31 protein-coding genes and 1 pseudogene are annotated in these 19,762 nt (G+C 59.5%); 2 read left to right on the top strand and 30 right to left on the bottom strand.

The features are described from left to right. Nucleotides 1-6 precede the first annotated feature (6 nt). The 18 genes from C4Q27_RS00875 to C4Q27_RS00960 form a co-directional block, all read right to left on the bottom strand. Nucleotides 7-666 carry a phage tail protein gene (locus C4Q27_RS00875; RefSeq protein ID WP_104886280.1) on the bottom strand — a complete coding sequence of 220 codons (660 nt, stop codon included), beginning with the start codon at nucleotides 664-666 and terminating at the stop codon, nucleotides 7-9. A 68-nt stretch (nucleotides 667-734) separates the two neighbouring features. Next, nucleotides 735-1,250: a hypothetical protein gene (locus C4Q27_RS00880; protein WP_070383680.1), complete on the bottom strand. Its 516-nt coding sequence runs from the start codon at nucleotides 1,248-1,250 to the stop codon at nucleotides 735-737. Between the two features lie 104 nt (nucleotides 1,251-1,354). Further along, nucleotides 1,355-1,768 (bottom strand): phage tail terminator-like protein, encoded by a 414-nt coding sequence (locus tag C4Q27_RS00885; protein WP_104886281.1) that lies wholly within the window; start codon nucleotides 1,766-1,768, stop codon nucleotides 1,355-1,357. Then, the gene (locus C4Q27_RS00890; RefSeq protein ID WP_104886282.1) at nucleotides 1,765-2,439 is read right to left on the bottom strand and encodes a hypothetical protein; all 675 of its coding nucleotides are present in this window, start codon (nucleotides 2,437-2,439) and stop codon (nucleotides 1,765-1,767) included. Before C4Q27_RS00890 ends, C4Q27_RS00885 begins: the two co-directional genes overlap by 4 nt. Nucleotide 2,440: 1 nt before the next feature. Further along, nucleotides 2,441-2,833 carry a hypothetical protein gene (locus tag C4Q27_RS00895; protein ID WP_104886283.1) on the bottom strand — a complete coding sequence of 131 codons (393 nt, stop codon included), beginning with the start codon at nucleotides 2,831-2,833 and terminating at the stop codon, nucleotides 2,441-2,443. A gap of 2 nt (nucleotides 2,834-2,835) precedes the next feature. Continuing rightward, nucleotides 2,836-3,228, bottom strand: a complete 393-nt coding sequence (locus C4Q27_RS00900; RefSeq protein WP_104886284.1) for a protein singed — start codon at nucleotides 3,226-3,228, stop codon at nucleotides 2,836-2,838. Nucleotides 3,229-3,267: 39 nt separating this feature from the next. After that, nucleotides 3,268-3,864 (bottom strand): hypothetical protein, encoded by a 597-nt coding sequence (locus C4Q27_RS00905; protein ID WP_104886285.1) that lies wholly within the window; start codon nucleotides 3,862-3,864, stop codon nucleotides 3,268-3,270. A 48-nt stretch (nucleotides 3,865-3,912) separates the two neighbouring features. Beyond that, the gene (locus C4Q27_RS00910) at nucleotides 3,913-4,857 is read right to left on the bottom strand and encodes a major capsid protein (RefSeq protein WP_104886286.1); all 945 of its coding nucleotides are present in this window, start codon (nucleotides 4,855-4,857) and stop codon (nucleotides 3,913-3,915) included. A gap of 10 nt (nucleotides 4,858-4,867) precedes the next feature. After that, a complete protein-coding gene (locus C4Q27_RS00915) occupies nucleotides 4,868-5,587 on the bottom strand; it encodes a hypothetical protein (protein WP_104886287.1) in 720 nt (239 codons plus the stop codon). A 70-nt stretch (nucleotides 5,588-5,657) separates the two neighbouring features. Then, entirely contained in the window at nucleotides 5,658-5,984 is a 327-nt protein-coding gene (locus C4Q27_RS00920) for a hypothetical protein (protein WP_104886288.1), read from the bottom strand. 31 nt (nucleotides 5,985-6,015) lie between these two features. Next, the gene (locus C4Q27_RS00925) at nucleotides 6,016-7,059 is read right to left on the bottom strand and encodes a phage head morphogenesis protein (protein WP_104886289.1); all 1,044 of its coding nucleotides are present in this window, start codon (nucleotides 7,057-7,059) and stop codon (nucleotides 6,016-6,018) included. After that, complete coding sequence (locus tag C4Q27_RS00930) at nucleotides 7,049-8,473, bottom strand: DUF4055 domain-containing protein (RefSeq protein ID WP_104886290.1); 1,425 nt, start codon at nucleotides 8,471-8,473, stop codon at nucleotides 7,049-7,051. Before C4Q27_RS00930 ends, C4Q27_RS00925 begins: the two co-directional genes overlap by 11 nt. 8 nt (nucleotides 8,474-8,481) lie before the next feature. Further along, the gene (locus C4Q27_RS00935; protein ID WP_104886291.1) at nucleotides 8,482-9,969 is read right to left on the bottom strand and encodes a terminase; all 1,488 of its coding nucleotides are present in this window, start codon (nucleotides 9,967-9,969) and stop codon (nucleotides 8,482-8,484) included. A 59-nt stretch (nucleotides 9,970-10,028) separates the two neighbouring features. Continuing rightward, nucleotides 10,029-10,571, bottom strand: a complete 543-nt coding sequence (locus C4Q27_RS00940; RefSeq protein WP_104886292.1) for a hypothetical protein — start codon at nucleotides 10,569-10,571, stop codon at nucleotides 10,029-10,031. A gap of 56 nt (nucleotides 10,572-10,627) precedes the next feature. Beyond that, nucleotides 10,628-10,816: a DUF2158 domain-containing protein gene (locus tag C4Q27_RS00945; RefSeq protein ID WP_104886293.1), complete on the bottom strand. Its 189-nt coding sequence runs from the start codon at nucleotides 10,814-10,816 to the stop codon at nucleotides 10,628-10,630. 70 nt (nucleotides 10,817-10,886) lie between these two features. Next, nucleotides 10,887-11,078 carry a hypothetical protein gene (locus C4Q27_RS00950; protein ID WP_104886294.1) on the bottom strand — a complete coding sequence of 64 codons (192 nt, stop codon included), beginning with the start codon at nucleotides 11,076-11,078 and terminating at the stop codon, nucleotides 10,887-10,889. Between the two features lie 60 nt (nucleotides 11,079-11,138). Then, nucleotides 11,139-11,609: a lysozyme inhibitor LprI family protein gene (locus tag C4Q27_RS00955; RefSeq protein ID WP_104886295.1), complete on the bottom strand. Its 471-nt coding sequence runs from the start codon at nucleotides 11,607-11,609 to the stop codon at nucleotides 11,139-11,141. Nucleotides 11,610-11,738: 129 nt separating this feature from the next. Next, nucleotides 11,739-12,074, bottom strand: a complete 336-nt coding sequence (locus C4Q27_RS00960; RefSeq protein WP_104886296.1) for a phage holin, lambda family — start codon at nucleotides 12,072-12,074, stop codon at nucleotides 11,739-11,741. Nucleotides 12,075-12,244: 170 nt separating this feature from the next. On the opposite strand from C4Q27_RS00960, the gene C4Q27_RS00965 reads away from it, so the two are divergent. Together C4Q27_RS00965 and C4Q27_RS00970 are read left to right on the top strand one after the other, a co-directional pair. Next, entirely contained in the window at nucleotides 12,245-12,442 is a 198-nt protein-coding gene (locus C4Q27_RS00965; RefSeq protein ID WP_104886297.1) for an mRNA interferase, read from the top strand. Nucleotides 12,443-12,472: 30 nt separating this feature from the next. Next, on the top strand, nucleotides 12,473-12,898 hold the full coding sequence (locus C4Q27_RS00970) for a type II toxin-antitoxin system HicB family antitoxin (RefSeq protein ID WP_104886298.1): 426 nt from the start codon (nucleotides 12,473-12,475) through the stop codon (nucleotides 12,896-12,898). 107 nt (nucleotides 12,899-13,005) lie between these two features. Here the strand turns inward: C4Q27_RS00970 and C4Q27_RS00975 are convergent, their stop codons facing one another. The 12 genes and pseudogenes from C4Q27_RS00975 to C4Q27_RS01025 all read right to left on the bottom strand — a co-directional run bounded on the left by C4Q27_RS00975 (nucleotide 13,006) and on the right by C4Q27_RS01025 (nucleotide 19,733). Continuing rightward, the gene (locus tag C4Q27_RS00975) at nucleotides 13,006-14,151 is read right to left on the bottom strand and encodes a hypothetical protein (RefSeq protein ID WP_104886299.1); all 1,146 of its coding nucleotides are present in this window, start codon (nucleotides 14,149-14,151) and stop codon (nucleotides 13,006-13,008) included. Nucleotides 14,152-14,264: 113 nt separating this feature from the next. Beyond that, nucleotides 14,265-14,432, bottom strand: coding sequence for a Com family DNA-binding transcriptional regulator (locus C4Q27_RS00980; protein ID WP_104886300.1), 168 nt, complete (start codon nucleotides 14,430-14,432; stop codon nucleotides 14,265-14,267). Nucleotides 14,433-14,735: 303 nt separating this feature from the next. Continuing rightward, nucleotides 14,736-15,326, bottom strand: coding sequence for a hypothetical protein (locus C4Q27_RS00985; protein WP_104886301.1), 591 nt, complete (start codon nucleotides 15,324-15,326; stop codon nucleotides 14,736-14,738). Beyond that, the gene (locus tag C4Q27_RS29610; RefSeq protein ID WP_020191738.1) at nucleotides 15,317-15,445 is read right to left on the bottom strand and encodes a hypothetical protein; all 129 of its coding nucleotides are present in this window, start codon (nucleotides 15,443-15,445) and stop codon (nucleotides 15,317-15,319) included. Before C4Q27_RS29610 ends, C4Q27_RS00985 begins: the two co-directional genes overlap by 10 nt. Next, entirely contained in the window at nucleotides 15,442-16,047 is a 606-nt protein-coding gene (locus C4Q27_RS00990) for a recombination protein NinG (RefSeq protein ID WP_104886302.1), read from the bottom strand. The genes C4Q27_RS29610 and C4Q27_RS00990 overlap by 4 nt, the downstream gene beginning before the upstream one ends. 196 nt (nucleotides 16,048-16,243) lie before the next feature. Then, on the bottom strand, nucleotides 16,244-16,405 hold the full coding sequence (locus C4Q27_RS29215) for a hypothetical protein (protein WP_158666112.1): 162 nt from the start codon (nucleotides 16,403-16,405) through the stop codon (nucleotides 16,244-16,246). Next, nucleotides 16,402-16,871 (bottom strand): annotated as a pseudogene (locus C4Q27_RS01000) (hypothetical protein). The gene C4Q27_RS29215 and the pseudogene C4Q27_RS01000 overlap by 4 nt, the downstream one beginning before the upstream one ends. Next, nucleotides 16,864-17,079 carry a hypothetical protein gene (locus C4Q27_RS01005; protein ID WP_104886304.1) on the bottom strand — a complete coding sequence of 72 codons (216 nt, stop codon included), beginning with the start codon at nucleotides 17,077-17,079 and terminating at the stop codon, nucleotides 16,864-16,866. Before C4Q27_RS01005 ends, C4Q27_RS01000 begins: the two are co-directional and overlap by 8 nt. Further along, nucleotides 17,076-17,801 (bottom strand): replication protein P, encoded by a 726-nt coding sequence (locus C4Q27_RS01010; RefSeq protein WP_104886305.1) that lies wholly within the window; start codon nucleotides 17,799-17,801, stop codon nucleotides 17,076-17,078. Before C4Q27_RS01010 ends, C4Q27_RS01005 begins: the two co-directional genes overlap by 4 nt. Continuing rightward, nucleotides 17,798-18,535: a helix-turn-helix domain-containing protein gene (locus tag C4Q27_RS01015; RefSeq protein ID WP_256599929.1), complete on the bottom strand. Its 738-nt coding sequence runs from the start codon at nucleotides 18,533-18,535 to the stop codon at nucleotides 17,798-17,800. Before C4Q27_RS01015 ends, C4Q27_RS01010 begins: the two co-directional genes overlap by 4 nt. Continuing rightward, nucleotides 18,532-18,942 carry a DNA translocase FtsK gene (locus tag C4Q27_RS01020; RefSeq protein WP_104886306.1) on the bottom strand — a complete coding sequence of 137 codons (411 nt, stop codon included), beginning with the start codon at nucleotides 18,940-18,942 and terminating at the stop codon, nucleotides 18,532-18,534. The genes C4Q27_RS01015 and C4Q27_RS01020 overlap by 4 nt, the downstream gene beginning before the upstream one ends. Further along, a complete protein-coding gene (locus C4Q27_RS01025) occupies nucleotides 18,939-19,733 on the bottom strand; it encodes a Rha family transcriptional regulator (RefSeq protein ID WP_104886307.1) in 795 nt (264 codons plus the stop codon). The genes C4Q27_RS01020 and C4Q27_RS01025 overlap by 4 nt, the downstream gene beginning before the upstream one ends. Nucleotides 19,734-19,762: the final 29 nt, after the last annotated feature.

Consider the following 19,762-nt stretch of genomic DNA (forward strand, 5'->3'; position numbering starts at 1 on the left):
TTCTCCTTACGCACCGGCCAGGTAACGCAGCGAACGAGCCGACAGGCCGACGCTGATGGTTCGGGTCATCACGTTATTCCGCTCCATGGTCGGGTCTGGAGTGATGCTGACGTAGCCCGGGTACAGGATCTGGTCACCGTTGCGGAGCTTCATGCGGATCACCGCCAGTTCCTTCGACGCGTCGTAACCTTCCACGGCCTCAACGTACGCAGCAGTGGGCTGGTCCTCGACCACAATCGACAAGCTGGTTGGGTTCCGGTTGGTTGGGAACTGCTTGTCGTCGTCATCTTCTAGGTATCCAACGGTCGCATACTGCTGCTCGCCGCCCGAGGAAGTGAACGAGGTGACCTTGGAGATCTGCACCCAGTCAGAGACGGGAAGCACGGAGCCAACGCCGGCGCCAGCGGTGAAGCGCTCCACATTACTGGTGTCCAGGCCGCCCAGCGAGAAGGTATCGGCGGCGACACTGGCTGCTTTGACGGCGCGGTCGTTGATCAGCGCCCAGCCGGAGTTGACCAGCAGAACATCGCCGTTCTGGATGGCGTGACCAGCAGCGGTGGCCACCGGCGGCTTGGCGTTGGTCAGCGCAGTGAATGGGACGGCAGCGCCGATGACGCGTGCGATCTCCAGCACTGCGCCGTTTGGCAGCGGGAAGCGTGCGGCCATGGTGTGTTTCCTCTTGGTTAGAAACGACGAAGCCCGCACTGGGCGGGCTTTCGTTCGTCAGGGTGGTGTCAGTGAAGTGGAAGTGATGGCTGCAACTGCGACGCCAGGTCGCTCAGCTTTGCTTCAAGTGGAGGCTTCTGTCGCTGCCATTGGCGCAGGCCTTTTCCGCAAAGGCTTGCCACAGCCTGCTTGCCGCTGTATTCGAGCAATGTTCGCTGGAACTCGGCACCAAGCGACTGCCCTTGGCGAGATTGCTCGTCCAGAACATCGAGCACTTTGCGCCTGAAGGCCTTCGCACGCTCGGTGCGGGCGAACATCCCAAGTAGGTGAGCACCACGAAGACTGAAAACCCGCACCTCTTGCTCACCACCTCTGGTCTTCATCTTGACCAGGGCTGTCATTGTCGGCGTGAACTCGTCCGCATGGCGCCGGTAGAGGTCACGCACGCGTGTTTCAAAGGGGGTCGCATTTCCGTCACCCCCTTTTCCATAGAGCGCGGTCGCCACCTCGGCAAGCGTGAGACACGGCTGCCCGCCGTGATCGATCACGCTCAGTTCGGTGTCGCCAATAATCAGTTTGTCCATGATGTATCCCCTGAAATAGCCCTGGAAATAGATCGGCCACAGCAACGCCCCAGGGAAGGCGCTTTCGGGTGCCCCCTAGCTGTAGCCTGAAAGGTGCTCTGGTGTTACTGGTCCGCGACACCGCGGTAGGTGAAGCTGGCCGGTACCGTGTAGGTTGCCGACTCGGTGATAGTTGGGCCCTGGTCAACAGGTTCGGTGACCAAACCCTCGAAGCCGTTGCGGCTGAGCTCCGAATCAGCCCGGAAGAGGCTCGAAAGCTCACCGACCAGGGCCTCAGCGGTAGCCAGTGGCTGGCCCGCCGGGCAGACGATGCTCACTTGGTAGACACCGGTGTACTCGTAGGCGTCTCCGCCTAGATAGCGGCAAGTAGTTGCACCGGGCAGTTGGTATGCCTGCAAGTAGGTTTCTTCTGGCAGCGCCTCGAACCCCTGCTCGAAGTTCGCGACCCGAATCGGGCGCGCAGCGGCCCAGGCCATCAGCTTGATCTCGATGGCCTGGCGGGCTCGTGCATGGCTCATACGCTGTTGCTCCTGATGGCTTCGTCGACAATGCGCTGGAAGTTGGCCAGGGTGACCCGGACCATGCCGGCCGGCGCCTGGGATGAATGGCCGTACTCCAGCGGGACCGCGTACGCCAAGTTGTTCACGATGTAGGCCGTCTGGCCAATGGTCAGCGCCTGCACCTGGGTGATGAGCGCTGTAATGGCTTCGCTACCCGACGGGTCGATGCGGTCAAGCTCTTCGGTAGCCGGTGAATCGATGGAGAACTGCCAGTTACCCCGGAACCGGCCGCCGACGTATCCCTGACCAGCTACCAGGCCATTCGTGGCGAAGTTCTGCTCCCGCTCCGTCTTCGTCAGAGGCTTGGCGTACTTCACGCCCTTGCGCAGTTTGCCGGCCTTGGTGAAGTTGTCCTGGTTCAGGTTGATCAGGGCATTACGCACCGAGACCTTGAAGTCGTAGTCGTCGGCAGCCTTCTTAGCCTTGGTTCGGTGGGCCACGTTGGCCGCCCAAAGTTCTGGATTGCCTACCGGCGACATGAGGATGACGCTGCTGCCGATCTCGATGACGATCGCCCTAAAGGTGGAGTTCAACGCCTGCTGAGCTTGCTCCGTAAATGCTCGAATGCTGTCGGCAAAACCACCTTCAAGCCCTCCGTATCGTTGAGCCATATGCGAGCCGCGCGGCATGTCACTTCCTCAGTTGGATAATCCAGGTAGCCCTAGCCGGGTCCTCAGATACGTTGAGCGCCCGGTAACCACTGACTTGATCGCCAATCTTGGGAACCGCCGGGGTTTCCCCAACCACTCCGGCCTGCTGCTCAAACAGCTCGTTCTGCAGTACCACCAGCTTCACATCCTCAGTCTGAATGCGTGATCCGTCGATCTCCTTGGCCAGGTAACTGCCAAACACCCCGCGGCCAGTGTATTGGATGGTCTTGTCCGGGGCAGCACCGCCTAAACCTGGGTCGTAGATACCTTTCACCGTGCGAATGCCGGCGACTGGCCTTACAGCATCAGCCAAGCCGTCGGGATCATCGAATGACTCGGCCAATTCGGACTGAATATTTTCACGCAAGCCCATGGCTATCCCCTTCTCACCGCAAAGGCGAATGGGTTACTGCGCCAGGGTGCCAGAATGGCCAGCGCAAGCTGTACGGCGGCTGGCTGGGCGAGAGAGCCAGCCTTATCGATCGAGCCAAATGTCTTGCTTGTCGATACCGAGTCAGCCTTGACCGTTTTCGATTCGAGCGAACCCTCGGTCTGCTGCACGTACAGCTTTCCTTGGGAGGCGCACTTGGCCAACCGGGCGCCGGCCTTCTTCACGTCGTCAGGGATGTTGCTCATGTCGATGCCAACCAGATTGAGCGCGGTCAGATAGGCGTTTGCCTCGAAGACCGCCTCGTCCTTCAGCTCTGGAGATGCCCAGTCAGACCCGAGGATGGCGTCTACGTCGGCCACTGTGATGTAGGTAGCCATCAGGCCTCCGCTTGAATGAGTGGGGCCGCAGCCCCGGGATTACTGCTGGCCGAGTTCAGCGACCTGCTTCTGCAACGACTCTTTCGAGGCGTTGGCGCGGTAGGTGACGTTCGCAGCGTCCAACGTGGCCTTGAGCTCGGCGACCTGTTTGGCCTCGCGGCTTTCTTCGGTCTCGAGCTCCTGCTTGGCTGCTTGGGCCAGCAGATCGTCCACTTGCTTCTGCAGCACTCTGGCCTTCTCGACTTCACTGTCGCGCTCGCACTGAAGGCTAGCGATACCGGCGTTGACCGCTTCCAACACCTGGAATAGGTGGCCAGCAGTTTCGCCAAGCTCGCCTTCAGGGTGCTCCAGGCGCTGCGCGGCGAAGGAGTCGACAATCACACCGATGGATGCAAGCTCGGTGACCAAGCGATCGAGCGCTGCATGATCGGGACCTTCAACAAGAGCCACACGTGTAGGTACCTCAACCACTGACACATCAGCGCCAGCGGCTTCGTAAGCATCGACCACCTTGGGCCAATTGCCGATCACCACAACCGATTCGACGCCTGGTTCGGCCTGATCAAAATGTCGTGGGTTGCGATAGGTCCGGCCTTGCTCGAAGCCGTCACGCTGGGTGGTGTAAATCAGTTCCATGGATTATCTCCAAGGCAGGCCCGCTGGACCCGCCTTTGCTATGGCCGATTAAGGCGCGGACAGGTCGATCAGGACGCCGGCAGTAGCCTTGTCGCTGGTCGCGTGCTTACGCCAGTTCGCACCGGTGCCGAGCGCTGCGAGGTTCGGGTTTACGCCTGCGGTGTCCTTCCAGGAGTAACCCATGATGTCGACGTTGAAGGCGCCTTCCGCGCGATAGCCGATCGCCAAGTTTTCCTGGGTGTTTACCGGATACGAGCGCACACCCGGGGCTTGGGACTCAGTCACCGAGACAGCGCCCACCTGCAGGCCGAAGATGCGCTCTTCGGTGACTTTGTCAGAGACGAGGACCGGTTTGCCCATGGTGCCAGGCGAGCCGCCGTAGATGACCACGCCCGCCTCTTCGTAAATCTTCTGGTCGATTGCGTCGTCAACCAGGTCGAAGTAGGTGGCGGAGTCCATGGCGAAGAGCGCGATGCGATTGAAACGATCGCCGAACTTGCGCATGCCCTTGGTCAGCACCTTCTTGTGATCGACTGCGAAGGACCCGGTGGCGACCATGTTGGCGTTAGCACCGATAGCCGCGCCCAGAGCCGCGAAGGCAGTCTGGATGTAGTAGTCCAGGGCTGCGTCGGCCATATCCTGGCCAACCAGCATGGAGAACTCTTCGGGGCTTCGCGCACGTCGTTTGAAGGCCTCCTCCGTGGTCTCGTACGGGCCGTACTTCCACGGGGTTTTCACGCCGACCGCTTCGTCGGCACCGATCTTGATGCCGGCTACAGTGGCGTCGGAGTTGACGTTACGGTGGCCCAACGTGCCGCCGATCTTGTAGAACGAACGCTTGCGCAGGTCGCCCTCGATCAGTTCGTTACGCAGGATCAGCGCACCGCCCGACGAGGCGTTGAACACCTCCAGAACGTCCTGCAGACGCTCCAGGTAGGCGGTTTGGGCAAGATCGTTGTAAATGATCATGTCCGAGTTGAGGGTGGTAGGCATCTGCTACTTCCTATTTTGGCAATTTGAGGTATGCCTCCTGCCCATGCGCTTCGATGTATTCGCGCTTTTGGACAGAGGTCATTTCGGAGCGTTTCTGTGCGGCCCCGCCGCCTTTTCCAGCACCGCCGGCCCCGCCGCCAGATGCCTTGCTGCCAGCGATCAGCGGGCCAAAGGCCGGATCGTTGGTGAATTCTGCTTTCAGCTCGTCCAGCGTTGCCGCCGAGAGCTTGCCGGCGGCGTCCAGCACGACAACGGTTGGTTTACCGTCGCGCTGCTCGACGCTCAGCCGGCGTTCGATGTGGGGAAGCAATGCCTTTGCGGTACCTGGCACAGCCAACTCGGTGGCCAACTCGGTGGCGGTACGCCCCACAGTCAGATCCCGGATCTGGCCCTGCAAGGTTGAGCGTTCAGTTTCCAGAGCCGAGGTCAGCTCAGCTTCGCGACGGTTGAACTTGTCGGACCAGGACTTCTCCAGGCCTTCGATGTCACCTGCCTTGCGGGCAGCCTCCTCGGCCTCGGCGCGAGCCTTGTCTTCAGCCTCGCGGCGTGCCTTCTCGGCGGCCTTCTTCTCGCCCAGGAGCTCTTCCACCTTGGCCTTCAGGCCGGTGACGTCCTCCTGCTGAGGCAGGCCATCAATGCCGAGAACGAACTTGCCGTCCTTTTCGACGTACAGGGCCTGGATGGATTCTTCGACGCCGTCGAGGCTGTCCAGCTGGAATTTCAAGGTCATTGCTGTCTCCCTGAGACGTTGAGCAGGCCCTGCCTGCGGGCATAAAAAAACCCGCCGAAGCGGGTTTGGGTCAGAGACCTAAATCAGTAGCGAGCTTTTCGCCTCGGTCGGTGAGGCTCAGAATTGGCCTGTCACCCAAAATCGTGCTGAGAACAGTCGATACCAGTGGTGGGTTTGGTTCAACCAGATCGCAGCAGTTCTCATGCTCTAAAATTACCATGAGCGCGGTAACAAGCGATTGATCGGTAGTGTGACCATCGATGACAAGTTGTGAGTTGATTCTGTGCATGGCCAAGACCTGCTCGAGCACTAAAGCAGGGTTCCCGCGATTCGCAACAGCGATTTTGACAGTTGCAAAAATTTTCATGAGCTCAGGCATAGCAAGGGATTGAAGCATTGCGGCGTCCATCGAATGGCGCTGCAGCCTACTACATCTCGACCCGATTGAAAGCCATCGGCTCACGCTCGTGCAGCTGCTTGAGGGTTAGGGTCGTGCCGTCGTCATCGACGAAACGGTCGATGGACAACTCGCCTTTGTTGAACAGTTCGTAGCGAGCAGGGCCAAGCACGTCCTTCTGGAACGCTGCGGGCTGCCGTGCAAGCCATTCGGCGTAACTGGTCTTGCTGTTAACCTGCTCGGCACCATCAGGGCCGATAGAAGGCCTGGTTGAGCCGGGGATCTCCCTGGCGAACTCGTCTTTCAGCACCGGGATGACCGTGGTGCGGCACCGCCAGTGATACGGCGGCTTCGGCCCATCCAGCGGAATGATCGTCTGATCGATGCTCATGCAGAACAGCGTGGTGCGGCTGTCCAGGGTGGCGATCCGGCGCATCCCCTTGAGGATGTCGTCGTTGTCCTTGAGCACCTCGACGCGCGCCGTTGTGGCGATGTGGTTGGTCATGGTGTTGACCAGGGCCTGTGCCTGATCGCGCTGCTGGACGCCAAGTGACGTCAACCGGCGAGTGATCTGCCCGGAAGTCTCGCCCAGCGCCGACCCCACGCGAATCTCACTGATGATCTCAGCGCTCTTCTTGGTGCCGTACTGGTCGAGCGCGCCATTGATGCTGATGCGCTGGCGGCCTTTGCCGACCTCCAGGTCGAGCGGATCTGCCAGAGCTGCAGCAGCCACCTGCTCGATGCTCGGCCTGTCCAGTTGGACGACCGTCTTCACGACCTTGCCCAGCAGGGTCATGTTGAATTCAGCCTCGTAGCCGCCGAATTCGGTCAGGTCTAGCACGGCTTGCTGCTTCATCTCGCCGTAGACGCCCGCCAGCTCGCCCTGTAGCTCTTGGATCTGCTTCTCGTACCTCTGGGTGCCGTAGCGGCTCAATCCTTCTGATACGCGCGATTTGGCGGTGCTGATGGCCTTGGTGATGAACTTGGCCAGCCGCTTGAGGCTTCCCCCGGCATAGCGCTGCACGTGCACCTGGTGGCGAGTCGCTACGTCGGACAGGTAGCCGTCACTGCTCATCCTCACCGCCTCCGGTGTCGTTGCCGGTCACCGGCGGCTGCTGGGCGATCTCTTCGTCGATCTTCTCGTCGCTGCGGTCTGCCTCGAGCACACCGCCCTGGCGCAGGTTGGTGCGCAAATCGGACTTAGCGATCAGGCCCTGCTGCCACAGCTGTACCTGAGCCAGGATATCCTGGGCGGTCATGGTCTCGTCGAAGAACGATTGGTTGAGCCAGAAGACGGTACCGGCTTCGTCCGGGTCGCCCATCATGAATCGCTCAGCGTCCAGAATCGCCCGTTTCAGGGCCTCGGACACGTTGCCGGCGATGGTGCCCAGCACGCTATTGTCCGAGCTATAGCGGATGCGCACCGCCTCAGCCGTCTCTGCACCACCCGCTTTCTGCACGATGCGCGCGCCGATCATCAGCATCTGCTCTTCCTTGTCCTTCATCAGCGTACGGGCCAGTTGGCTCTCGGTTGCCTGGACAAGCTTTGCGTCACCGGACTTGCCGAGGTTGTAGCCCCGGGTCGACCCGATGTGCATGCCGTTCGGGTTCACCTTGGCGAACTCGTCGGCGCTGATATCTGTGGTGATGAACAGCGTGGGCTGGCTGCTGATGAACCCGCTCTCTTCTACGGTGGCGCTGTTGCCGTAATGCAGGATGTTCACGTCAGCCAGGTCTTCAAGTGGCGACTTGTCGACACTGGCGTCGTTGTTCTGCGAGCCGTAGAAACTGAACAGGATGTGATCGAAGGGGCGCCCGTTCTTGTCGAGCGGCGCGACCTCTGTGTAGCTGTTGCCGTCTTCGGCGTAGACGCGCTGCATATAGCGGCCGTCGACCAGCAGCAAGACGCGGTATTGGGTGCTAGTTGTGCGCTCCAAGATGTCCGGACTGAACGTGGACACGCATTCCAGCAGGCAGACATAGACCAGTCGCTTCACGCCATCGACCACCTGCTCATCCCAGTCGATGATCGACTCGGCGCCATAGTGATGGATCAGCGCGCTGCGGCCCTGCATGTCGGCCATAGAGGACACACCCTCAACTGCCGGGAAGTCCACGAGGAACCCGCCCCGACCGGCGTCCAGGCATTCACCTACGGCATCCTTGGAAAGTTGCTCCAGGCTCGTGCCGTCGCCGCTGGCGTTTTCTTTGAGGTACTCGACCCCGGCGGGCAGTTCCAATTCTGCAGTCTTGCGGAACACCGCCCCCAGCAGCCCGGTACGCGTGCGCCCGGTGATGTTTAGGAACATCGCCCGCTTCTTGTACTGCTTGTACCGCGCCTGGTTCTCGGGAGACTTGTTCTCCGGGTCCGGCATCGGCAGGTAGATATCGTGCTTGCGCACCTCTCGGGCGCCCGCCACGCAGCGCTTGACCAGCTGCCAGCCGGGCAAGGCCTCCGAGTACTCTGCCCGGGGGAGGAAATTAGGCATGGATGGCCTCAGAAAGTGAACGAGATTGGAACGTGCTTGACTACGGAGCGCTTGGTCTTGGCCACGGCGAAGTAGCGGAAGGCGTCGGCCGGGTGTGATGACCAGTCGTGCAGGGGTTTGTCTTTCCAGCACCCGCGCTTGTCGTCCCACTCCTTGCGGTAGCTCTCAAGGGCGGTAATGCCCTCCTCGCACTTGGATTCGTCGAAAGCGCAGTTCGGGAGGATCTCACGCGCCTGCTCAATGCCCTCGTCCACTCCAAGTTTTGGCACCACCTGGAAGGTCATCCGATACACCTGGCCGTCGATCTCGTAGCCCTCTCGCGCGAGTTCGCGGCGAGTCTTGCCGTCGCTACCAAATTCCCGGTTGTCGATGTCGTGAGGCCCCCAGTGCTCGCCATACTCGTAGCCGCGATCCTTGAGCACCTTCATGTAGTGCCGCAGGCCCTCGCCGCTGTTCTGGTAGAAATCGACAACGTGGTATTCCTCGCCGACGATCCGGACGAACCAGATGGCCGTTGAGTCGCCCACGCCAATGTCCCAGAACGTGTGCACCGGTAGGTGGCTGTTGTCTGGAAGCTTGCCGATGCGCTGGGCAGCGTAGAGCTTGGTGAACTGCTTGGCGTAGTAGGCGCCCTCGATCGTCTGCTGGAATGCCTCGGCCGGGATCGACGGGTACTCGCGCTTCATGTCGTCGCCGAGGGTCTTTTCCTTGGCGCTGTACCAGGCGCGCTGGCCTGGGTTGGTGACGATGCCGTGCTTGGCGGTGAGGTCGTCGAAATACTTGGTCAGCCGATCTGGAATGACTACATCTGTCGGGTCCAGCCAGTACAGCGGGTTGCGCCACCAGCTGAAGAAGAAGAACTTCCAGTCCAGCAGGCCAAGGGGCACGCCGGCCAGCTGCTGCTTCTCGGCAGACTGGCTGTAGTCGAAGAAGTACCCGGCCCGGCCTTCTGCTGTCGATTCGATGGTGACGAAGCACTCAGCGGCCACGGCCTCGAACGCACCGGTGACGATCTCACGCGCCTTGTGCGGGAACTTGGCGCAGATTTTCCCGAACTCGGAAACGTGCAGGTAACGCAGCGTGCCGCCCCGGAAGGAGGTGGACACGTACAGCGACCCGCCCTTGCTGAACACCAGCTCCCCCGCGGCGTCGTTGCGTGCCGGGTTGGCCGCCTTGATCTCCTTGGGCAGGTGATCGTAGGCGTACTTCACTTTCTCCCGGAACAGGCGCTTGGCGTCGTTCAGGGTATGGGCGATCAGTGCGCACTTGGCCGCTTCAAACAGCGCGGCATCCAACTGGACGATGCAGACCAGTGTGGTGAAGCCCAACTGCCGCGCCTTGAGGATGATGTTGCGGGTGTGCATCCCCTGGAAGTAATCGATCTGCTCCTGCGTCATGCGGAAGCGGACCTTCTTGCCCTGCTTGTCCGTGATGAAATACAGGTTGTTCAGCCGCCAGAACCGGTCCCGGAGCAGTTTCATGTGCTCGGGCTTCATGGTCAGGCATCCTTCGATAGTTCATCCATCAGCTGCGACAGCTCGTCGGCGTCTTTCGACTACTCCTTGTCGTCCAGGCCGAATGCGGTACGCTCAAGCACCTGCAGGTTCTTCATCGCCGAGGACAGCTGGAAAAGGGTTTTGGCATTACTTGGCAAGGCCACAGCCGCGAGCATAGAGCTACGGCGGAAGCCGCCTTCATCATCGGCAGTCTCGCGCTCAATCTCGTCCTCGATGTCCTCGCGGCGCTTGATGGTGGTGAGCAAATCATCCATCAGCAGGTTTGCAAGGTTCGCGGCTTTGCGAATGTCACGGCGGTGGCTGCGAACAACCGTCGCGCCCTCTTCTGCCGCCTCTTCGATGATCTCGGCGTCCCGCTCAGGGTTCGCGCATTGGTCTTCGCGAACCTCGCCGCGAACCAGCTTGTTGCGAACCTCTTTGCGGACCTGTTCGGAAAGATCCCGCTCCCAGCCTAAGGCCTTGGCCTTCTTCCGGATTGCGGTGTCGCTCACCCCGTTGCGGTCAGCGATGGTGCGGATGGAAAGCGCGCCGGCCCGGAAGGCTCGTTCGATCGCCTCCCAGTCGGGTTGCTTTGCTGTCATATCGGCACCAAATGAAGGCCCCGATAGAATCGGGGCCAGGTTATTTCCCTTACCTCTTAAGCCAGGGTCAACACTGCCACGTCAAATACCTTCTCTTTCGGCTCGCTTTTTTCAAACCAAATACAGTGTGCGCCATTCTCTGGCCCGGTCCCCCATTCCCCGGCGTAGTTACCAACGTTTTCGACGGTCATTTTCGGGCCGCCACTTTTCAGCTGAACTACGGCACCTTTTACAATTTCAGACATGTCACAGCTCCGCTTGTGTACTGGAAATAAACACATGGGGAGCTAATGCCATCATTTCAATGGCACGGATTCATCTGACCACCATCTTGTGCGTTTCAGCGTGCGCGTGACCATGCAGCAGGTCCACGAGCAAGCCCTGGGGAAGCCCGGCATCCTTGGCAGCATCAATCGCTTTCACCAAGGTGGCATCGAACTCTGCCACCGCAAGCACGATTTCCGTGCTCACTGGCAGTTCATGGCGAATACGAATGATGTTGCTCATGACTTCTCCTAGAAGAACGCCACTAACAACCGAAGATTGAAGGGCGGAAGATCAAAGGTTCTATAACCATTCATCCAGTGCGCGAAGGCGATGAAGCGCATGTTTGTATCGGCAAAAGAGGGCATACCCAGAGCGAGCAGTTCCCGCTGCGCTTTCTGCGTAAATTCCGTCGCAGTCAGCTTTGACATATTGTTTCCACAGCGCCTGGGAATCTTTGAGCAGGGACGGTACCGTCTCATAGGTCGCAAAGCTGTCAGGATGCTCAGCCATGTGCTGGGCTGTTACCATTTTTTCCTGATACTTCTCTTCGACCCTCTCGTTACTCGCGCGCACCATCGATAACAGACACAGGTCACTATCCTTCGTCGTGCGAGTGTTCGGATTCTTCAGGCACTGTTGCCACTCAGCCTCCACCTTTGCAGCAAACTGACGGACTGCCTCATCAAGACCCTCTTCTCGTCCCACATCAGCATGAGCCACGCCCGTCGCCAGCAAGGCCGCAACGCAAACTGCCTTGAACACACTTTCCATGCATCTCGTTCCTTGAGGTTATTAGTAGCCGACTGCATCGTGCCGGAGATGCACGCTACGCACAATCATCACATGCGGAATTTAGGTCGATGCGCCACGAAACGGTGCACCTCGATTTTGTGGCGCGGATTACTGACCTTCGGTGCGCCGTGGCAGCTTGAAGTCAGAGAAGCGATCAGCCAGATCAGCAATCTTCTTGACTCCGATGAAACCTATCCCGCCGCCAAGCCCGGCGGCGAAGTTCTGCGGAAGACCGAAGTACTCCAGCAGTGGGAATGCACCCGCTGTCAGCAATGTGCAGAGGCAGGCCTCCAGTACCGCCTGACGCCTGGTCCCGCCGCCGTAGATGATCCGCAGCAGGGCCATCACGAACGAAAGCGCTCCCGCGTAAAGCAGAGGGGCGTGCTGGCTCAGCCAGGCGAGCAGCATTGCCCAGGTGTCTGGTTTATCTGGCATGTTGGACATCCGAATGCCCCTCCCTTTCGGGAAGTGAGTTTGATACGGCCCCTACAACACTCCCAGGTCGGAGCAATGGATGTGGCGGAGCCGAAAAGAGAAAGCCAAGGAATTCTTCAAGGCTCTTTTTTACCACGAAAACGTTGTATAATGGACTCATCCAACAACGAGGCGAGGTGATGAAGTTCAGCGAGTTCAGACGATGGTTGAAGGCCCAAGGGGTGGCCTTCGAAGCAGGCAAGGAAGCCACTTCAAAGTCACCGCCCCAAACGGCAAAGGCAATCTTCGCGGATCACGGTTGCAAGGAAATGCCAGAACCGACCCGCAAGGCGTTCATTAAACAACTAGGGCTCAAAGAGCCCCTTCGCCACACCTGAATGCTGGGCGGTCACCTCTGAAGAATGGCTATGTACAACTATGCAATCCGCTTTGAGCGCGACGACACACCTGGGCTAGCAGTGTTTTGTCGCGACCTGCCGCAGTTTCACAGCTACGGCGATAACGAGCAACACGCGCTAAGCGAAGCGGTGGATGGTATCGAGACGACCCTGTCGATATATGTCGATGAGCGTCGCTCGATCCCCGCTGCGTCCGAACCTGAGACTGGCGAGTTGGTTGTCCACTTGCCTGCGGTGACCGTGGCGAAGATCGTGCTGTGGAACGAAATGATGGCCCGCGATATGCGCAAGGCCGATCTGTGCCGCCTGCTTGGCTTGGCGCAGACCCAAGGAGATCGTCTTGTCGACTTCCGGCACACTTCGAAGATGGAGGCAATGGAGACGGCGCTAGCCGCGCTCGGCAAACAACTGGTGGTGTCTGTCGAGTCGACTTGACCTGGACCGAGATCCGCCGGGTCCACTGCTAACTCTAGTTTAGGAAGGCTGCTGAGATGGCAGCCTTTGGGTCATCTGACTGACTCAGCAGCCAAATAATTGGAGGTTCAGAAATCCCCAGTGCCTGCCGCATTCAGGAATAGATCGCGAACAGCATCATTCCGGCTCTCATCAGGAATGTTTCGATGTGACTCGGTAGCCGCCGTCGCCCAATCTTGGTTGCGAACGGCTTCCATGAATCGTGGAAATCTAGTTGAGAGCCTGGTAGCACCTACGTTGTAAATCATGTCTTGCAGAGCAACACGTGCCGCGCCTGGGTATTGACCAATTGCAGGGAATAGGTTGTTCAACTCACTAAAATTGGTGCTAATGATAGCTCCAAGCCTTGAATCGATATAATCGCTAGCCAGATGCAAGTCTGTGTGACTCTGATACCAACCCGCAACGTAATTGGTAGGTAGCGCATGGATAGTTTGCCATTCGGCCCGTTTTTGCTCAACAGAGGCTGGACTATTATTGGAAGTTAGAAAAGGATATTCGACAGCCGCAGCTTCATTGGGAAGCATGAAGCCAATTCCAACGGTGACATAGCCATTTGTATCAAGATACATGTGATCGGTAATTCCTTCATGCTCTCTCATGGCAGCATCAATGGCATTGAGTTCGCGCGTGGTGAAATCTGCAGCTTTGTCCTCCTCAGGGAAGTCCACCTTCGCGGTCGCATTTACATGACCGGATCCATCCGCCGCAAGGGAAGCAGCCACCTTAACTTTTACCGTGTGTACGCCGGTATGCTGGAAAGTTGCCAAATATGGGCTGCCGAGGCGGTTCGGCATGCTAATGGAAAAATCACTACCGACGTAAACCCCAGACTCGGCGGTGTCCACCCAGTTGCCATTTACATCCCGGTGTTTGAGGTAATAGGACTTAGTGAAGATAGGCTCTCCCTTACTCAGGGCTACAACACTCACAGAAGCATTATGAAGTGCTGGATTTTGAGCATCAGGTAGATCGAAAACCATGAAGGAGATCGAAAGATCGGAATCAATTTGAATAGAGGTAGAGGCAATACCTTTTCCGGCGCCGCCCGTACCCATTACCATGCTGGGCTGACTCTCTTCCCCAAAAGCGTTGAAGGTTAGATTCTGATAGTCGGCGCCAAACTCAGAGACTGCAGCCCCTCCCGTAAAGGAAAATTCAGCACCACAGAAATTTTCATCTTCATTTTTCAGAGGGATCATAGTAAAAGCCATAGCTCATTTCCTTTTGCGATTATTAAGAAAGGCGATCAATGTCGCTCTCTTGTCGCACCTAGGCGATAAGTTCGAAGCTCTGGGCTTTCTGGGTTAATCTCATTCTGGCGCGATCACGCCCGTGAAGCTTTCTGATCGGCAACGGCGAGCGATACTTCTCGGTCGGCTGCCGTCACCTGATTCAACGTCCCGCAACGGGAGCATTTGATCTGGAGCTGGGTAACCCCCACCGCACGGGCGAGGAGTCGGTTGCATTTCCCGCAACGAATGTCTCTAAGCATCTGCAAAGCCTTGTGATTTTCTGCTAGGCTCCGCCCCGCTCGCGCGAGCAGTGGGGGCCTTGGCTGGCTTGCAGGTACAGTCTGCGATCTGGCGTCTCCCTTGGGTGTTACAGCACCTTCTGGAGTCGCCCTCTCTTTTTTCTCGCCGCACAAATGACAAAGCCCCGACTAGTTCGGGGCTTTTGCTTTTCTGCGGGCACAAAAAAACCGGCGCTTGGGCCGGTTTCTAGACGAGCTTGCCAAAGGCAAAACTCTAACAATGGACAAATAGTGCCATCACGCGTGCGGGAACGCAATAGGCCCTCAAGCGGCCTTTTTCATTTCGTAGATTGCGGCTGCTACCGGTGAGAGTGCACGCTTATCCAGGTCCTCACAGACCTCGAAGCAAATCTGCACGAATGGCTCCCAGTCCCTAGCCCAGGCGCACGAGGGAAGCGTCACGCCGTAGACGTCATCGATCCAGCGCTTGAACCACTCCGGGCTTTCGAACGGGTCTTGCGCCGATGACTGCCCACCCTGGTGCATACGGCGGTACCGGAACATGACACCCTTGGCCACATACTCACAGCGCTCACGCTTGGCCGCGGTCATACGGCCCGACCTGGCCATTGCCAGCGAGAACACGCACTCCTCGGCCACCTCGCGCTCGTTGTCGCCGCTCTGCGGGGCGTACATGAAGTTGCCGAAGGCGCGTAGACTGCCGGGCAGCTTGAAGATTGCCGCCTGCACACCACCGGCCAACGCCTGGTGCACGGCATGGCTCGCCTTCCGCTGCTTGTCTGTGGTCTGGACCATAGTGCCCAACAGGCCCAGCTGTTCGATGAATGCGCCCTGGCTGTCCCACGCCGTGTAGAGGCAGTCGTGCCACGCTTGGCGTGCGCTGTTCAGTTGCATGGGCCGTTCTCCTTCTTGCGGCGACTTTCGATGCCCTTGGCGCGCACTACGCACCAGGTGGAAGCGATGGTCATGGCCAGCAACAGCGCGCCGGCGGTATCTGCGATAGTCCAGTTCATGCTGCTGGCCTCCTCAGGTCTTTGAGCTTCTGCCTGTACAGGGCCTTGATGGCCTGCAGGTCTTCGATGGTCAGGCGCTGGGGCTTATGAGGCCCTTCGAGCCATTCAACCTGGTCGGCGCCGATGCGCTTCACCAACCGGATGCGGTACTCGATGGCGTTGCCCGACAGGTTCCGGTTGCACTTCACGCACTGGCGGTGGACGTTGAGCGGTTCAAACCGCAATTCAGGGCATGCACCCACCGACCGGTAATGCCCGGCGTCCCAGCGGCTGCCGGTGATGAGGTCATGGTCGCTTGGGTTCGAATCGCAACTGATGCACGGCAAGCCGGCGTCGCGCTCGCGGATGTAGGCATTGAACGCCGTCTGCGCTTCGGCCATGTGCTCGCGGCGGGTCTTCAGCTTCTCCCGGCGCTCCTGCAGGTCCTGGCGGGCCTGCTTGGTGATAGCCTTGGCCGCAACCTTCTGTAGCTTCGGATCTTTGGCCATGGCCTTGGCACAGGCGATGCTGCACACCTTCTGCGTGGTCATGGTCGGCTTGAAGTGCTTGCCGCAGCCTGGCGCCTTGCACTTCTTTGGTTTCGGTGTTTTCAGAGCGGTCATTGGTACACGCTCCCCCGCTGGCCTGGCTCATTACTTCCGGTGCACGCCAGATCATGATCACTCGCGTGGGGGCAGCGCTTGCAGCCGGACACCTGGCAGAGAATCATTTTTGTCGATGAGAGCCGCACCCATCCGAACGGGCCTTCCATACCAAGGCGGTGTTCTTCAATGCAGCGATGGCATTCGCATTGATGGCTCATATCTCGTCACCCCACTTGTAGAACACGCCCCCCATGGCCAGCGCAGTCCCGAAGATCATCCAGAAGGCTGGCGTGTTCATGAAAATACCCACCACCGCCAGCTGTGCTGCGAGTGCGCCCCCGAGCAACGCAGTCACCGCTCCATAACCAGGCTTCATGCCGCCTCCTCACTCAGCAGGTCACCAAAGAACCCCCCTGCGGCGCGAACTCGGCCACGATGCGGTCGGTGTATTCGCAGCCTTGGGCCCGGTCGAACAACCGGGTGACCGGGAACCCATCTGGCCCGAACATGGCGCACGGGCCCATCAGGCGCAGCTTCACGTCGTAATCCAGGTGGATGAACGACTCAGCCCAGCCGGTGCGGAACTCGGTGCAGCCGGCGCGCATGATCGGCACGCCCAGGTGCAGCTTGCAGTAACGACGCACGTCCTCGATGTCGCCCATCTCAGTGCTCTTGGCGATCCGCTCGTACATGGCGAACCACAGAGCGTTCTGGTCCAGGGTCCGATCCTTGCCCGGGCGCATGCTGACCACGACGAACTTCTTGTCGCGGAACATGCGGGTGAGCATGGTCACGGCCTCGGAGAGCTTGGCCTGGCTGTTGACGCTGATCTTTTCAGCCATGAGCACTGCCCTCCAGACGGTCCATCGACTTGATGAGCGCGCGATCATGCTCAACCAGGCCCCGTGCCTTCGAATAGAGCGCGTGAGCGCGCAGCCCTGTGTATGGGCTTCTGGAGTAAAAGTCCCAGCTCAGGTACCAGCCGCCGAGGACAGACAGAGCATTGTTCACCTGCATGCGGAACAGGAGATCTCTTTGGAGTTGGCTCATACGCCCTCCCCGGCCGGCTGCCCGGCGCGCTTGATGTTCAACTTGGCCAGCAGGTGGGCGCGGCACGCGGCTGCACCACTGGGAATTTGCTGGACTTCGAGCAGGCGGGCCTGCTTCTGGCTGGCGTACTCGTCGGCCAGTTCTGCAGCGCTCTTCTGGCTGTCGTGACCGATGCCCGTGGCGATCTTGCCGTCCAGTGACTGGCCTTCCTTTGCCCGGCGCAGCACGATCTCGTAGGCCCGGTCGAAGCGCGCCTGCAGGCCCTTGTCGTTCTGCTGTGCGGCGCGCAGGTCGAACAACCCGGTGGCCACGGCGGCGATCTTCACCCCCTCGTGGCTGTAGACGCCCAGCAGGGCCTCGACCCAGGCAGCGGCCGGCACCGGCATGCCGAAGTCCTCAGGCGTCGGCTGGCACATGGCGATGAACTCGCCAACGCTCGGCGCGAAGGGCTTCTTGAGCTTGCGGCACTTCTCGATGCCGAACTCGATCTGCTCGATGGTGCGGATGCCCTCGGCGGCGAACTCCTTGATCCACTCCTCCTTGGCAGCCGCCAGAGCCTCGGTGGATGGCCAGGCTTGGCGCCAGGCAGGGAAGATGCCGCGCAGACGGCGGAACAGGCCATTGACCACCTCGGCCGTCTCCAGCGAGACAACAACCGGGCCGCCGTGCAGCTCTGGCGGTAGGTTCTGCATCGCCGCCATCAGTTGGTTTGCTGATTTCATGTGCGCACCATCAGCCCTTCGGCCCAGGATGAGTCGTTGAAGTCGGGTTCGTTGTTCTGGCGGCGCTGGCCCTGCTGGACACCCGGCAGCACCTTCTCCGGGAACAGGCCAGTCCAGCCGTTGCTGATCGACTGGTTGATCACGGCGTCAGGCGCGTGGTGGCCTGCCAGGATCTTGGCCTGCTTCGCGCAGGTGGTGGCGGTCAGCGGCTTGCGGATCTCTTTGCGGTGCTGGCACCAGTCGGCCCAAGTCTGCTCGCTCACGTTGGTGGGTTTGCAGGTCATCGGGTCAAACTTCGCAGCCTTCTTCTTCGCCGAGGGAGCGTCAGCGACCGTCTGCTCTACTGGTTCATTGACTGATTCAAAAGAGTGACTGGTTCTGGTGCTTTCTGGGCCTACACCCCCTGTAGGCTGTGGGCCTACACCTGTGCTTTCTGGGCCTACAGGGGTGCTGTTTTGGCCTACAGGGTTGCGCAGGGTCAGATAGTACAAGTTGGTGGAGTTTCCCTTCGGCCCTTCGCGGTTCTCGATGCGCAGCAGCCCTTGAGATTCCAAGTGCTTGATATGCTTGCGAACGGTGCTGCGGTCGATCTCGCACTGATCGGCAATGTGCTGGTACGACGGCCAGCATTCGCCCTGATCACTGGCATTGTCGGCCAGCTTGATGAGCACGAGCTTGCGCAGCGGATTGCCGACCTTGGTCTTCATGGCCTTGACCATCAGTTCCATGCTCATGGCGAAACCTTTGGCAGAACCTTGCGACGCCCCTCTGAGTCAATTGCGCTCACAACTCCGTCAGCAACCAGTCGATCCATAAGCCGGCACGCAGCCCCATAGGCGATCTTGAAATGCCGCTGGAGGGCGGAGATCGAGGCGCGCCCCGATTCGCGGACGAATGCTTCGGCCAGCAGTGCCTGGCCACGCTCCTCGTCGTCGATACGCTGCATTAGCGCCGCGACTTCCGGGCTGATTGCGGAGTCCTGCGCAGCCTCGCGGGAGGCCTGCCAGGCCCAGGCGGCAGCCTTGAGCATTGCGGCGGCATCATCGTTGGCCGTGGCCGTCATCTCGCCGAAGCCGAATTCAGCTCGGAAGGCGGCCAGGAACTCGGATTTCATGCCGTCTGGCATGTCGTGAAGGCTCATGCTGCACCCCGCACTGCCTTGTCGTGGGAGTGCAGTCCGTCCCAGTTCTTCTTCATGGGCAGCTCGCCGGCCAGGTACAGCTCGTACAGGCGCACGGCGCCCTTGCGCAGCAGCACGGGGGTGAAGGCGACAAAGGCCTCTTTGCCGTGCGGGCTGACCGTCTGCTGATGCTCGGTCATGTATTTGTCGCGGGCGTATTTGCCGACGCGATAGCGAGTGCCGCTGCTGCCCTCGGTGTAGAGCCAGTTCTTGGCCTTGAGGAAGGCGTTCACCTGCATGACGTTGACCCCATTGAGGCCCTTGCAGAACTGGGTCGGACTCATGCCCTCCTTGAACAGGTTCTCTAGGTGGTCGATCTTCTTGGCCTGGGCCTCGACCTGGACGGTGAGCAGGACGCGGGCTTTCTCCGACTCCAGGGCCATCTGGAGGATTTCCAGCTTGCTCAGGTCGGCGGGTGCCGCCGGCGTGGCCTGGGCTTCGAGTTCACGCCAGCGTTTAATGACAGCCATGCGCATAGCGGCGCTGTAGCCGGTAAGCAGGCAGTCGGTGTGCTCACGGTCCAGGCAGTACTCGCGCCGAGCCCGGTTTTGCGAGTCGAAATAGATCTGTCCAAACTTGGACGCATCTTCTTTCAGATCGCCAAGCATCTTCTCGATGTCGCGCTTGACGTGCTGATGCTGCTTTCCAGTTAGTTCGGCGATTTCGCGCGACGACATCGTGCGCGCCACGAAATCGTGGTTCGCATTTTGTGGCGCGGGCCGGTTGAGGGCCTGTACACTTTGGGTCTGCATATGCATAATTCCCTTCAGAGTTTTGTGTT

This window comes from Pseudomonas sp. SWI36 (assembly GCF_002948105.1).
Taxonomy (GTDB): Bacteria; Pseudomonadota; Gammaproteobacteria; order Pseudomonadales; family Pseudomonadaceae; genus Aquipseudomonas; species Aquipseudomonas alloputida.

Excerpts from the sequence above, each read along its gene's own strand:
- C4Q27_RS00950 (WP_104886294.1), bottom strand. The coding sequence starts at position 11,078 with ATGAGCAACATCATTCGTATTCGCCATGAACTGCCAGTGAGCACGGAA.
- C4Q27_RS01010 (WP_104886305.1), bottom strand. The coding sequence starts at position 17,801 with ATGAAATCAGCAAACCAACTGATGGCGGCGATGCAGAACCTACCGCCA.
- C4Q27_RS00955 (WP_104886295.1), bottom strand. The coding sequence starts at position 11,609 with ATGGAAAGTGTGTTCAAGGCAGTTTGCGTTGCGGCCTTGCTGGCGACG.
- C4Q27_RS00910 (WP_104886286.1), bottom strand. The coding sequence starts at position 4,857 with ATGCCTACCACCCTCAACTCGGACATGATCATTTACAACGATCTTGCC.
- C4Q27_RS01015 (WP_256599929.1), bottom strand. The coding sequence starts at position 18,535 with ATGAGCATGGAACTGATGGTCAAGGCCATGAAGACCAAGGTCGGCAAT.
- C4Q27_RS00985 (WP_104886301.1), bottom strand. The coding sequence starts at position 15,326 with ATGCAACTGAACAGCGCACGCCAAGCGTGGCACGACTGCCTCTACACG.
- C4Q27_RS01005 (WP_104886304.1), bottom strand. The coding sequence starts at position 17,079 with ATGAGCCAACTCCAAAGAGATCTCCTGTTCCGCATGCAGGTGAACAAT.
- C4Q27_RS00960 (WP_104886296.1), bottom strand. The coding sequence starts at position 12,074 with ATGTCCAACATGCCAGATAAACCAGACACCTGGGCAATGCTGCTCGCC.
- C4Q27_RS29215 (WP_158666112.1), bottom strand. The coding sequence starts at position 16,405 with ATGAAGCCTGGTTATGGAGCGGTGACTGCGTTGCTCGGGGGCGCACTC.
- C4Q27_RS00895 (WP_104886283.1), bottom strand. The coding sequence starts at position 2,833 with ATGGGCTTGCGTGAAAATATTCAGTCCGAATTGGCCGAGTCATTCGAT.
- C4Q27_RS00915 (WP_104886287.1), bottom strand. The coding sequence starts at position 5,587 with ATGACCTTGAAATTCCAGCTGGACAGCCTCGACGGCGTCGAAGAATCC.
- C4Q27_RS00885 (WP_104886281.1), bottom strand. The coding sequence starts at position 1,768 with ATGAGCCATGCACGAGCCCGCCAGGCCATCGAGATCAAGCTGATGGCC.
- C4Q27_RS00970 (WP_104886298.1), top strand. The coding sequence starts at position 12,473 with ATGTACAACTATGCAATCCGCTTTGAGCGCGACGACACACCTGGGCTA.
- C4Q27_RS00890 (WP_104886282.1), bottom strand. The coding sequence starts at position 2,439 with ATGCCGCGCGGCTCGCATATGGCTCAACGATACGGAGGGCTTGAAGGT.
- C4Q27_RS00935 (WP_104886291.1), bottom strand. The coding sequence starts at position 9,969 with ATGAAGCCCGAGCACATGAAACTGCTCCGGGACCGGTTCTGGCGGCTG.
- C4Q27_RS00875 (WP_104886280.1), bottom strand. The coding sequence starts at position 666 with ATGGCCGCACGCTTCCCGCTGCCAAACGGCGCAGTGCTGGAGATCGCA.
- C4Q27_RS00945 (WP_104886293.1), bottom strand. The coding sequence starts at position 10,816 with ATGTCTGAAATTGTAAAAGGTGCCGTAGTTCAGCTGAAAAGTGGCGGC.
- C4Q27_RS00940 (WP_104886292.1), bottom strand. The coding sequence starts at position 10,571 with ATGACAGCAAAGCAACCCGACTGGGAGGCGATCGAACGAGCCTTCCGG.
- C4Q27_RS00930 (WP_104886290.1), bottom strand. The coding sequence starts at position 8,473 with ATGCCTAATTTCCTCCCCCGGGCAGAGTACTCGGAGGCCTTGCCCGGC.
- C4Q27_RS01025 (WP_104886307.1), bottom strand. The coding sequence starts at position 19,733 with ATGCAGACCCAAAGTGTACAGGCCCTCAACCGGCCCGCGCCACAAAAT.
- C4Q27_RS00925 (WP_104886289.1), bottom strand. The coding sequence starts at position 7,059 with ATGAGCAGTGACGGCTACCTGTCCGACGTAGCGACTCGCCACCAGGTG.
- C4Q27_RS00990 (WP_104886302.1), bottom strand. The coding sequence starts at position 16,047 with ATGACCGCTCTGAAAACACCGAAACCAAAGAAGTGCAAGGCGCCAGGC.
- C4Q27_RS00920 (WP_104886288.1), bottom strand. The coding sequence starts at position 5,984 with ATGCTTCAATCCCTTGCTATGCCTGAGCTCATGAAAATTTTTGCAACT.
- C4Q27_RS00965 (WP_104886297.1), top strand. The coding sequence starts at position 12,245 with ATGAAGTTCAGCGAGTTCAGACGATGGTTGAAGGCCCAAGGGGTGGCC.
- C4Q27_RS00975 (WP_104886299.1), bottom strand. The coding sequence starts at position 14,151 with ATGGCTTTTACTATGATCCCTCTGAAAAATGAAGATGAAAATTTCTGT.
- C4Q27_RS29610 (WP_020191738.1), bottom strand. The coding sequence starts at position 15,445 with ATGAACTGGACTATCGCAGATACCGCCGGCGCGCTGTTGCTGGCCATG.
- C4Q27_RS00900 (WP_104886284.1), bottom strand. The coding sequence starts at position 3,228 with ATGGCTACCTACATCACAGTGGCCGACGTAGACGCCATCCTCGGGTCT.
- C4Q27_RS00905 (WP_104886285.1), bottom strand. The coding sequence starts at position 3,864 with ATGGAACTGATTTACACCACCCAGCGTGACGGCTTCGAGCAAGGCCGG.
- C4Q27_RS01020 (WP_104886306.1), bottom strand. The coding sequence starts at position 18,942 with ATGAGCCTTCACGACATGCCAGACGGCATGAAATCCGAGTTCCTGGCC.
- C4Q27_RS00980 (WP_104886300.1), bottom strand. The coding sequence starts at position 14,432 with ATGCTTAGAGACATTCGTTGCGGGAAATGCAACCGACTCCTCGCCCGT.
- C4Q27_RS00880 (WP_070383680.1), bottom strand. The coding sequence starts at position 1,250 with ATGGACAAACTGATTATTGGCGACACCGAACTGAGCGTGATCGATCAC.